This window comes from Streptomyces sp. NPDC107575 (genome assembly GCF_055657265.1).
Genome location: NZ_JBVKBG010000005.1, coordinates 324,043 through 334,952, shown reverse-complemented (window position 1 = coordinate 334,952; position 10,910 = coordinate 324,043). Strand labels below are relative to the sequence as shown.

Annotated in this window: 11 protein-coding genes; 5 read left to right on the top strand and 6 right to left on the bottom strand. The window is 71.4% G+C overall.

What is annotated here, in order from left to right:
- Positions 1–25: 25 nt before the first annotated feature.
- Entirely contained in the window at positions 26–592 is a 567-nt protein-coding gene (locus tag ACZ7L4_RS26315) for a universal stress protein (RefSeq protein WP_472106232.1), read from the bottom strand.
- Between the two features lie 284 nt (positions 593–876).
- On the opposite strand from ACZ7L4_RS26315, the gene ACZ7L4_RS26310 reads away from it, so the two are divergent.
- Both ACZ7L4_RS26310 and lysA read left to right on the top strand, forming a co-directional pair.
- Entirely contained in the window at positions 877–1,257 is a 381-nt protein-coding gene (locus ACZ7L4_RS26310) for an SAV_915 family protein (RefSeq protein WP_472106230.1), read from the top strand.
- Between the two features lie 17 nt (positions 1,258–1,274).
- The gene (gene lysA, locus ACZ7L4_RS26305) at positions 1,275–2,612 is read left to right on the top strand and encodes a diaminopimelate decarboxylase (RefSeq protein WP_472106228.1); all 1,338 of its coding nucleotides are present in this window, start codon (positions 1,275–1,277) and stop codon (positions 2,610–2,612) included.
- Positions 2,613–2,622: 10 nt separating this feature from the next.
- Here lysA and ACZ7L4_RS26300 read toward each other — a convergent pair whose 3' ends face one another.
- Positions 2,623–3,060, bottom strand: coding sequence for a MarR family winged helix-turn-helix transcriptional regulator (locus ACZ7L4_RS26300; protein WP_472106226.1), 438 nt, complete (start codon positions 3,058–3,060; stop codon positions 2,623–2,625).
- A 114-nt stretch (positions 3,061–3,174) separates the two neighbouring features.
- Here ACZ7L4_RS26300 and ACZ7L4_RS26295 point away from each other — a divergent pair, with 114 nt between their 5' ends.
- Positions 3,175–3,600 carry a nitroreductase/quinone reductase family protein gene (locus tag ACZ7L4_RS26295; protein WP_472106224.1) on the top strand — a complete coding sequence of 142 codons (426 nt, stop codon included), beginning with the start codon at positions 3,175–3,177 and terminating at the stop codon, positions 3,598–3,600.
- Between the two features lie 21 nt (positions 3,601–3,621).
- Here the strand turns inward: ACZ7L4_RS26295 and ACZ7L4_RS26290 are convergent, their stop codons facing one another.
- Complete coding sequence (locus ACZ7L4_RS26290) at positions 3,622–4,170, bottom strand: sugar O-acetyltransferase (protein ID WP_472106222.1); 549 nt, start codon at positions 4,168–4,170, stop codon at positions 3,622–3,624.
- 139 nt (positions 4,171–4,309) lie between these two features.
- Here ACZ7L4_RS26290 and ACZ7L4_RS26285 point away from each other — a divergent pair, with 139 nt between their 5' ends.
- Positions 4,310–6,226 (top strand): alkyl/aryl-sulfatase, encoded by a 1,917-nt coding sequence (locus ACZ7L4_RS26285; protein ID WP_472106221.1) that lies wholly within the window; start codon positions 4,310–4,312, stop codon positions 6,224–6,226.
- Positions 6,227–6,273: 47 nt separating this feature from the next.
- The gene (locus ACZ7L4_RS26280; protein WP_472106220.1) at positions 6,274–7,173 is read left to right on the top strand and encodes an NAD(P)H-binding protein; all 900 of its coding nucleotides are present in this window, start codon (positions 6,274–6,276) and stop codon (positions 7,171–7,173) included.
- Here ACZ7L4_RS26280 and ACZ7L4_RS26275 read toward each other — a convergent pair.
- From ACZ7L4_RS26275 to ACZ7L4_RS26265, 3 genes are read right to left on the bottom strand one after another with little or no spacing between them, the layout of a single operon-like run.
- Positions 7,152–8,159 carry a 1-aminocyclopropane-1-carboxylate deaminase gene (locus ACZ7L4_RS26275; RefSeq protein WP_472106219.1) on the bottom strand — a complete coding sequence of 336 codons (1,008 nt, stop codon included), beginning with the start codon at positions 8,157–8,159 and terminating at the stop codon, positions 7,152–7,154. The two genes, ACZ7L4_RS26280 and ACZ7L4_RS26275, sit on opposite strands and share 22 nt — an antisense overlap.
- Positions 8,160–8,196: 37 nt before the next feature.
- The gene (locus ACZ7L4_RS26270) at positions 8,197–9,486 is read right to left on the bottom strand and encodes an MFS transporter (protein WP_472106217.1); all 1,290 of its coding nucleotides are present in this window, start codon (positions 9,484–9,486) and stop codon (positions 8,197–8,199) included.
- Positions 9,483–10,907, bottom strand: a complete 1,425-nt coding sequence (locus ACZ7L4_RS26265; protein ID WP_472106215.1) for a M20 family metallopeptidase — start codon at positions 10,905–10,907, stop codon at positions 9,483–9,485. The genes ACZ7L4_RS26270 and ACZ7L4_RS26265 overlap by 4 nt, the downstream gene beginning before the upstream one ends.
- Positions 10,908–10,910: the final 3 nt, after the last annotated feature.

Here is a 10,910-nt window from a genome sequence, read left to right as displayed (position 1 = left end):
GGGACCGGCCCGCCCCCGCCCGTCGTCACGTCACGGGCGGCATGGTCTCCCGGTCGAAGTCCTGCGTGTTCAGGGGCAGTCGCCATATATTGCGGCGGTGTGCCTGCGCGAGGGCGGCCTCCAGCATGGGCGGCGGGACGGTGAGGACCGGGCAGGCGGCGTGGGCAAGGCAGTAGCGGCTCACGGAAGGGCGGAGCACCCGGTGGAGCCGGCCGCGGTGTCCCGCGCCGAGCACCAGGAGATCGTCCTCCCGGTCGGCGGTCCCGGCCAGGGCCCTGCCTGGTGTGCCGCGGGCCAGGACGGCTCGCAGGGGTACGCCCGGGCCGTCGGGGAACACCTCGCGGACGGCGGTGACGAGCGTTGTACGGGCGAGGTTCTCCCAGTCGGCGCCCGCGATCGGCACGACGGGGGCCCGCCTCGTGTGGAGTTCGCCGCCGGGCGGCTGCCAGGCGAGTACCGCCCAGAGCACGGCCTGCCGGTGGCGGGCCTCGTCCGCGGCCCGGCGCAGGGCGGCGCGGCTGCCAGGGCTCCCGTTCACCCCCACCACGACACGGGCGGCGGGCAGGGCCGGGGTCGCATCGGAACCGGGCATCGCTTCACGCTCCGTCAACTGCCGCCGCGGGGCGCCCCGTCGGCGGACCTCTCCATGACACCAGTTCCATCGGACCCTCACGATGTGCCCCGCGACCAGTCCCTCCGTCGTTTCTTGGCGCACTTCTGACGGCTGCCGGCCGCCATCGGGGCAGCGCACGTCACCAGCGCGTCAGCATCGCGGCGATCGTCGTCAGCGTCGCGTCAGGACAGGTCGGGGGCGGGGGAGAGCGGGCATAGCGTCCTCGTCGAGCCACCATCACCGCACTTTCCAGGAGTGACCCCATGGCACAACCCGTGAGTGACGAAGACCCGGAACCCTCCGAACCCCTCCCGGCCGGTCCCCTCTACGTTCCGGTCCGGCCGGGCCCGCTCGGGTGCGCCGCCCGGCTGTTCCGCACGCCGCTCGGTGACCGCACGGCCGTCGGCTTCACCTCCGAGCGTGCGCTGACCGCCACCCTCGGCGCGGGCCAGCCGTGGATCAGGCTGGCCGAGCCCGTCCTGCGCGACATGACCGCGCCGCTCGGCGCCGCCCGCGTCACGGTGGACCCGCAACTCTTCGCTCCCGCCCCGCGCCCTCGTACGCGAAGCGCGCACACGGCCGGCGCGCTTCGGGGCGCCGGGGTCGCCGCCCTCGTCATGGCGCTGTCGTACTGCATCGGCTGAGGAAGGGCGAGGACACGATGACCACCATTCACGAACCTGTCACCACCACCGGCGCGCCCGAGGACCTGTCGGTGTGGCCGGACTCCACCGCCGAACCGCACCCCGGCGGGGCGACCGTCGCAGGTGTGTCGCTCGCCGAGGTCGCGGGCCGCTACGGCACCCCCGTGTACGTCCTCGACGAGGGCGAGGTCCGCCGCCGCTGCCGTACCTACCGCGACACCTTCCCCGAGGCCGAAGTGCATTACGCGGCCAAGGCGTTCCTGTGCCGGGCCATGGCGCACTGGGTGTCGGACGAGGGCCTCGGGCTCGACGTGTGCTCCGCAGGCGAGCTGGAACTCGCCGTCGCCGCGGGTTTCCCCGCCGACCGGATCGTCCTGCACGGCAACGCCAAGACGCCGCACGACCTGCAGCGCGCCCTGTGGTACGGAGTGGGCCGCATCGTCATCGACAGCCCCTCCGAGATCGCCCGGATCGCCGCCGCGGTCGGCCCCGAAGGACACCAGAGGGTGATGGTCCGCGTCGTCCCCGGCATCAGCGCGGGCGGCCACGACAAGATCCGTACCGGCACCGACGACCAGAAGTTCGGCCTGTCGATCAGCGACGGCTACGCCCAGCACGCCATCGCCCGCATCCTCGATCAGCCGCAACTCGAACTCACCGGCCTGCACTGTCACTTGGGCTCGCAGATCACCGACGTCAAGCCGTACCTGTCCGCGGTGCGCCGCATGGTCGGCCTGATGGCCCGCCTCCACGAACAACACGGCTTGGTCCTGCGGGAGTTGGACCTCGGCGGCGGCCACGGCATCGCCTACCGGCCTGGCGAGCCCGCCATGGACCTCGCCCGTCTCGCGCGCAAGGTCCGCGCCGAGCTGACCGAGGCGTGCGCGGCGGCCGGGCTCACCGTGCCGCGCCTGATCATCGAGCCGGGCCGGGCCGTCGTGGGGCCCGCCGGAGTCGCCCTGTACCGCGTCGTGTCCGTGAAACGCACCGGTGGGCGCACCTTCGTCGCCGTCGACGGCGGCATGAGCGACAACCCGCGGCCCGCGCTGTACGGGGTGCGCTACGCGCCGCGCCTGGTCGGCCGCCGGGGGAGCGCCGGCACGGCCCCGGTCACGGTCGTCGGCCGGCACTGCGAGGCCGGTGACGTGCTGGCGCCGGATGCCCGGCTCCCCGATGACGTACGGGCGGGCGACCTGGTCGCCGTGCCGGTGGCCGGCGCGTACCACCTGTCGATGGCCTCCGGCTACAACGCGGTCGGCCGCCCGCCGGTGGTAGCCGTCCGCGACGGCCGCGCCCGACTCCTCGTACGCCGCGAGTCGTTGGAGGACATCCGCAGCCGCGACGTCGGCCTGTAGCGGCCGGCCCTCACGCCTCCTCGGCGCCCACGTTCGCGGCGAGGTGCCGCAGCAGTCGGCTCAACTCGGTGCGGTCGGCGTCCGAGAGTCCGGCGTTGAGCGCGCGGTCGAAGGCGGTCGCCGCCTTTCGCATGCGCGTGAAGGCCTCCTCGCCGGCCTCCGTCAGTTCCACCACGTGGATGCGGCGGTTCGCGGTGTCGCGCCGCCGGGTGATCAGTCCGCGCTTGTCCATCGCGTTGAGGTGGTGCGTGAGGGTCGCGTCCCGGACACCGACCGCTTCGGCCAGCCGGCGCTGGTTGGCCGGGCGTCCGGTCTTCAGGTTCAGCAGGATCAGCCACACCGGCAGTGAGCCGTCGGCCTCCTCCAGCGCGTCTTCGAAGGCCCGGCCGACGGTGCGCGCGGCTTGGCTGAGCTGGAGACCGAGGGGCGGGGAGGAGGGCTGCTGCATGCCACAACATTAGCAGCGATGTCGAAACGTTTGATGTCTAATCATTCGGTGTCTATCCTTGACGAGGGAGAGGGGGCGTCACAGCACACCCGTCGGAGAAGAAGAGGTCCCACCATGTCCACCAGGAACTATCTGCGCCCGCCCTGGGCGGCGCGCGTCATCGGCGGGCGGATGGCCCGTCTGGTCAAGCCCAAGGTGGTCAGCCTGCTGTCGGTCCCCGGGCGCACCACCGGAGCCTGGCGCTCCACGCCCGTGGCCGTCCTGGACCACGAGGGTGCGGAGTACCTGCTGGCGGCCTACGGCGACACCGAATGGTCCCGCAATCTGCGCGCGAGCAAGTCGGGCCGTCTCACTCGGCGCGGGCGCGTCGAGCAGTTCACGGCGGTCGAGGTGGAACCGTCCGAACTCCCCGCGCTCATGGAGGCGTATCTGCGGGAGTTCGGGAAGCTTCCGAACGTGTCCAAGACCTTCGAGGCGCTGCCCGACCCGGCCGACCACCCCGCCTTCCGCATCACGGTGACCGGCGGCGAGCGCGCGTAGGCCTTGTCCGGGCAGTCCGGCTCAGTCCTCCCAGTGCTTGCGCGGGGCCGCCGCGGGCCCCGTCACCAGTGTGTTCGGCGGTACGTCCTTGGTGACCACGCAGCCGGCGCCGACCACGGCACCGTGGCCGATCGTGACACCGGGCAGCACCGTCACCGCCGCGCCGAGCCACGCGTTGTCCCCGATCGTGATGGGTGCCCGCGTGAAGAACTCGGGGCGCTCGGACGCGCGGATCGGATGGTTGGCGGAGATCAGGTTGGTCTTCGGCCCGATCAACACGCCGTCGCCCAGGGTGATCCCGCCCTGGTCGAGGAATGTGCAGCTCTGGTTCACGAAGACGTGCTCGCCGAACTCGGTGCGAAGTCCGTAGTCCGTGTGGAAGGGCGGATAGAGGGTGGCGGATTCGGGCATCGGCCTCCCGAAGATGTCCGACAGCAGCGCCGCGCGTGCGGCCTTGTCGTCGAAGGGCAGAACGTTCAGCCGTGATGTCAGCGTGGTGACGTACTCGATGCGCTCGGCCACGCGCGCGAACTCGGGTGTGCGGACGTAGAGGCGGTCCTGTTCGGGCATGACCGTCATCCAAGCCGTCGCCAGGCGCGCGGATCAAACAACGAACACGGCGCAGCGGCACAACCATTGGTTGTGCGGTACTGGCGAAGAGTGCGCGTCGTGCCATGCAATTGGGGCACAAAGGTGTGAATCTGTCGATATGACTTCGACGCCCGACGCCTCGCCCGCCACCTCGCCCAACGCCGCGCAGCCGTCCATCACCGAACAGCAGGCGGGGCTGCGCGCCCGCCTCCCCTTCGGTGACACGCAGGACTTCGAGGACGTCGCGCGGGGGCTCGTCGGCAGGCGGGTGCCGAGCGCGGTCACGGCCGCGGACGGCCGGGTCGTCTGGGACAACGACACCTACGACTTCCTCAAGGGCGAGGCTCCCGACACCGTCAACCCGAGCCTGTGGCGGCAGTCCCAACTCGTCGCGGAACAGGGCCTGTTCGAGGTCGTCGAGGGCATCTACCAAGTGCGCGGGCTCGACCTGTCGAACGTCACGTTCATCGAGGGCGCCACGGGTGTGATCGTCATCGATCCGCTGATCTCGACCGAGACCGCCGCGGCGGCCCTCGCCCTGTACCGCGAGCACCGCGGCGAGCGCCCCGTCACCGGCGTCCTCTACACGCACTCGCACGTCGACCACTTCGGTGGTGTCAAGGGTGTCACCACACAGGAGGACGTCGACTCCGGGCGCGTACCCGTGATCGCGCCGGAGGGCTTCACCGAGCACGCGGTCGCCGAGAACGTGTACGCGGGCACCGCCATGGGCCGCCGCGCCGCCTACATGTACGGGGCCGCGCTCGCCCGCGGACCGCAGGGGCAGGTCGGCGCCGGGCTCGGCCAGACGACCTCCACCGGCACCGTGACCCTCATTCCGCCGACCCTGATCGTCACCACGACGGGCCAGGAGGAGACCGTCGACGGCGTGCGCATGGTCTTCCAGATGGCGCCCAACACCGAGGCCCCGGCCGAACTCCTCATCCACTTCCCGGACTTCAGGGCCCTGTGCACGGCGGAGGACGCCACGCACACCCTGCACAACCTGCTGACCCTGCGCGGCGCGGTCGTCCGCGACCCGCACGTCTGGTCGCACGCGATCACCGAGACCATCGACCTGTTCGGCGAGAACACGGACGTCGTGTTCGCCTCCCACCACTGGCCGACCTGGGGCCAGGAACGCGCCATCGCCTTCCTGGAGACCCAGCGCGACCTGTACGGCTACCTCCACGACCAGTCCCTGCGCCTGATCAACAAGGGCTGGACCGGAATCGAGATCGCCGAACACCTCGAACTGCCCCCGGCCCTCGAGAACGCCTGGAACACCCACGGCTACTACGGCTCCGTCAGCCACAACCTCAAGGCCATCTACCAGCGCTACATGGGCTGGTTCGACGGCAACCCGGCCCATCTGTGGCAGCACCCGCCCGTCGAGGCGGGCAAGCGCTACGTCGAGTTCATGGGCGGCGCGGACTCCGTCGTGACCAAGGCGCGCGGCTCCTTCGACGCGGGCGACTACCGCTGGGCGGCCGAGGTGCTCAGCCACGTCGTCTTCGCCGAGCCCGAGCACTCCGGGGCCCGCTCCCTGCTCGCCGACACCCTCGAACAGCTCGGCTACGGCGCGGAGAACGGCACCTGGCGCAACTTCTTCCTCTCCGGCGCCACCGAACTGCGCGACGGCACGTTCGGCACGCCCACGGTCACCGCGGCGCCGGACATCATCGCGAACCTCTCCCCGACGATGCTGTTCGACGCCCTCGCCATCCAGGTCGACGGCCCGAAGGCCTGGGACGAGAAGCTCACCGTCGACGTCCAGCTCACCGATGTCGACGAGCGCTACCGCGTCCGCCTCGCCAACGGAGTGCTCACCTACAGCCCGGCTCCCCAGAAGACCGCCGCCGACGTCACCCTCACCAGCAGCGTCCCGGCCCTGGCGCACCTCGCCGTCACCGGCCTGACCCCGCAGGGCCTGGAGCAGGCGGGTGTCCAGGTGGAGGGCGACACGTCGGCGCTCGGCCGGCTCATCGCGGTGCTCGACCCCGGCGACCGGGACTTCTCGATCGTCACACCGTGATGTTCACCGGGTAAAAAATGTAACTCGGTTACGTTATGATGGCTGCCGTGACGATCGATGACACGTACCAGACGGGCAACGGGCGGGACGGCGGAACGCGCCCCGTCCTCGTGACAGGAGCCACCGGACGCATCGGGCGGGCGGTGGTCGACGAACTGCTGGCCGCGGGCGTGCCCGTGCGGGCGCTCACACGCGATCCCGCGGCCGCGCGGCTCCCGGACGGCGTCGAGGTGGTGCCGGGCGACTTCACCGACCCCGCCTCGCTCGACCCCGCGCTGCGCGGCGTGCGCTCGGTGTTCCTCCTGTGGACCGCACCGCCCGCCACGGTCGAGGCCGTCGTCGAGCGGATCGCGGCCCACACCCGGCGGATCGTCTTCCTCTCCTCGCCGCACCAGACACCGCACCCGTTCTTCCAGCAGCCCAACCCGATGGCCGACCTGCACGCCCGGATCGAGCGCGTGATCGCGGCCTCGGGGCTCGACTCCACGATCCTCAGGCCCGGCATGTTCGCCTCGAACGTCCGCCTGTGGTGGGAGCCCGCGATCAACGCCGGTGAACCGGTCCGATGGCCCTACGCCGACGTCGAGACCGCCCCGATCGACGAGCGCGACCTCGCTGCCGTGGCGGCCCGCACCCTGTACGAGGACGGACACACCGGCGGCGACTACGTCCTCACCGGCCCCGAGGCGATCGGCCACGCCGAGCAGGTGCGACTGATCGGCGACGTCATCGGCCGCCCGATCCCGTTCGAGGAGCTCACCCCGGACGAGTTCCGGCGCGCGACCGAGGGTGTCTGGCCGCGGCCTGTCGTCGACATGCTGCTCGACGCATGGGGTGCGTCCGACGGGCACCCGGCGTACGTGACGTCGACGGTGGCCGATGTCCTCGGGGTGCCTGCGCGGACCTTCCGCGAGTGGGCCACCGATCAGTGGAAGACGCCGCTGTAGGCGTTGAGCGCCGGCTGCCCGCCCAGGTGTGCGTACAGCACGTTCGAGTCCTTGGGGATGTCGCCGTCGCGCACGAGGTCGATGAGCCCGGCCATCGACTTGCCCTCGTACACCGGGTCGAGGAGGACACCCTCCAGCTCGCCGGTCAGCCGGATGGCGTCCACCGTGGACTCGACCGGGATGCCGTAGCGGTCACCGGCCCAGCCCTCCAGGACGGTGATCTCGTCCTCGCGCAACTCCCTGCCGAGGTCGATGAGTTCGGCGGTGGCGCGGGCGATCTTCGCCACCTGGGCGCGGGTCTCCTCGATCTTCGCCGAGGCGTCGATGCCGATCACCCGGCGCGGCCGGTCCTGGCCCGCGAACCCGGCGATCATGCCCGCGTGGGTGCTGCCGGTGACGCTGCACACCACGACCGTGTCGAAGAAGACGCCCAACTCGCGCTCCTGCCGCTCCACTTCGTACGCCCAGTTCGCGAAGCCGAGGCCGCCGAGCCGGTGGTCGGATGCCCCGGCCGGGATCGCGTACGGGGTGCCGCCCGAAGCGCGCACGTCCTCCAGGGCCTGCTGCCAACTGTCCTTGAAGCCGATGCCGAACCCGGCCTCGACCAGGCGCACGTCGGCCCCCATGATCCGGGACAGCAGGATGTTGCCGACCTTGTCGTTGACCGCGTCCGGCCAGTCCACCCAGCTCTCCTGCACGAGCACGGCCTTCAGGCCCAACTTCGCGGCGACCGCGGCCACTTGCCGGGTGTGGTTGGACTGCACGCCGCCGATGCTGACGAGCGTGTCCGCGCCCTGGGCGAGCGCGTCGGGGATGAGGTACTCCAGCTTGCGGGTCTTGTTGCCGCCGAAGGCGAGACCGGAGTTGCAGTCCTCGCGCTTGGCCCAGATCCGCGGTCCGCCGAGGTGTTTGCTGAGCCTGTCGAGGGGGTGCACGGGGCTGGGGCCGAACAGGAGGGGGTGGCGCTCGAAGTCGTTCAGGGGCATGGGGACTCCTTGCGTGGGCGGGCCCGTCGGGCGCGGGTCATCGGGGGTGCAGGGGGCGGCGGCGCAGCACGAACAGGCTGGTCAGACTCGCCACGGCGGCGAACGCCACCCAGTAGGCGGGGGCCGCGGACTGCCCGGTGGTGTCGAGCAGCCAGGCCGCGATCATCGGGGTGAAGCCGCCGAAGACGGTGACACCGATGTTGTAGCCCACCGCCATCCCCGTCGCGCGGGTCTCGGCCGGGAAGATGCCTGCCATGAGTGCGCCCATGGGTCCGTAATAGCAGCCCTTGAAGAGTGCCATCACCATGACGACGCCGATCAGCAGGGCCAGCGACGGCTCGGCCACGAGGAGCGCGAACATCGGGTAGATCAGCAGCAGGACCGCGCCCGCCGCCGGAATCATGATCGCGATCTGGCCCACGCGGTCGGAGAAGTGCCCCGCCACACTCGTCACCGCGAGCAGTACCAGGCCGCCGGCGAGCGCCGCGACGAAACCTGTGGAGTCCGGGAGGCCCAGGGTCTTCGTCGCGTACGTCGGGATGTACGTGATCAGGTAGTTGAGGCACGTCGTGACCGCCAGCAGGCCGATGGTGAGCAGCACGCCGGCCTTGTGCTCGCGCAGCATGGTGCGGACCGGCGCGGGGGAGGCCTCGGGCGCCCGTGCCGTGGCGGGTGGCTCGGGCACGTTGCGGCGGATGTAGAGGCCCACGGGCGCCACGAGCAGCCCGATGAGGAACGGGATCCGGAAGCCCCAGGAGGTGAGCTGGTCCTCGCTGAGCGTCGAGGTGAGCACGGTGCCGAGGAGGGCGGCGAGGAGGGTGCTGGCGGCCTGGCTGGTGAACTGCCAACTGGCCGCGAAACCACGCCGGTTCGGCATGAACTCGACCATCAGGGCCGTCGCGCTGCCGAACTCGCCGCCCGCCGCGAAGCCCTGGATCAGCCGGGCGAGCAGGATCCCGACCGGCGCGACCGCGCCGATCGCCGCGTACGAGGGCATCACGCAGATCAGCAGCGTGCCGAGGGCCATCAGCCCGATCGACCAGGTCAGCGCGGCCTTCCGGCCCGCCCGGTCGGCGTACGAACCGAGCACGAGGGCGCCCACCGGGCGGATCAGGAAGGAGACGCCGAAGGTGCCCAGGGTGAGGAGCAGGGCCAGCGCCGGGTCGTCATCGGCGAAGAAGACCTTCGACAGGTACGTCGCGAAGTAGCTGTAGACCGCGATGTCGTACCACTCCAGGGCGTTGCCGACGCACGCCGCGGTGATGATCTTCCCCGGGCTCGGCGTGGTGGTCGACCGTGCCGTGGTTCTCGCCGGTGGCGCGCTCATGGGGCGTTCCCGTCGGTGGCAGGGGCGGCCGGAGGCCAGGTGCCGTGCTCGGCGAGGTCGGCGAGATCCCAGAAGAGCCCGGCCATCACCTGGAGCGACTCGCGTACGAGCGGGGCGGGCAGATGCTCGTCGGGGGCGTGCTGCGAGCAGCCGGGGTAGGAGTGCGGGACCCACACGGTGGGCAGGCCGAGGCCGCGGGAGAAGGCGGAGTTGGGCAGCGAGCCCGCCAGATTGGGCAGGAGCGCGGGCGTCGTGCCGGTCGTGCGCTCCAGCGAGTCGAGCGTCCAGGCGACCCAGGGGTTGCCCGGGTCGAGCCGGGTCGCCTCCATGCCGTAGTCGGCGGTGACCTCGACCATGTCGAAGCCGTGCTCGTCGAGATGCTTGCGCACCGCCCGCTCCACGTCGGACGACTCCAGGCCGACGACGAAGCGGAGCTGGCAGTGCGCGCGGGCTGAGCCGGGGATGGCGTTGGTCGGGTTGTCCGGCTGACCCGTGGTCATCGCGAGGACCTCGATGGTGTTCCACGCGAAGAGGCGCTCGTTCGGGGTGAGCCCCGGCTCGCCCCAGCCGGGATCGGGTGCGGGCCCGTCCGTGCCCGCGGGGATGTCCGCGAGGGCGCGGCGCACCTCGTCGGGGATTCCGGCGGGGCGCAGGCCCTCGACGCGGATGCTGCCGCGCTCGTCGACGAGGCAGGCGATCGCGTTGGCCAGGACGGTGCCGGGGTTGCGCAGGATCCCGCCCAGGTTGCCCGAGTGGTGGGAGCCCTCGCGCAGGTCGAGGCCGAGTGTGAAGTTCACGGCGCCGCGGGAGCCGAGGAAGACGGTGGGCCGGTCGGTCGCGACGCGCGGCCCGTCGGACCCGATGAGCAGGTCCGCGGCCAGCAGGCCGTTGCGCTGCTGCTCGCAGAACTCGGCGAGGCCGGGGGACCCGAACTCCTCCCCGGTCTCCAGCAGGAACACCACGTTGTGCCCGAGCGCGCCCTGCCGCTGCTCGATGACCTGCTCCAGGGCGACGAGATTGACCAGGTGCTGACCCTTGTTGTCGGCGACGCCGCGCCCGTACCAGCGCTCGCCCTCGACGGTCAGCCGCCAGGGATCGAGCCCGGCGCGCCAGCGGTCGGGGTGGCCCGGCTGCACGTCCGCGTGTCCGTACGTGAGGAGCGTGGGCAGGCCCTCGGCCTCGGTGCGGCGGGCCACCAGGAACGGGTGGCGGGCGGAGACGGGATTGTCCGCGATCTCGACGTCGAACCCCATGCGGTGCAGGCGCGGCGCGATCTCCTCGCTCAAGTAGCGGTGGAGCGCGGGCTCCTGGTCCGGGTCGTGGCTCTCGGTCGGGACCGCGACGAGTCGGGTGAGTTCCTCCAGGAACGTTCCGGAGTCGAAGTGGTGTGCGGCGCTGTCGATCGCGTCCTGTCTGCTCATGGG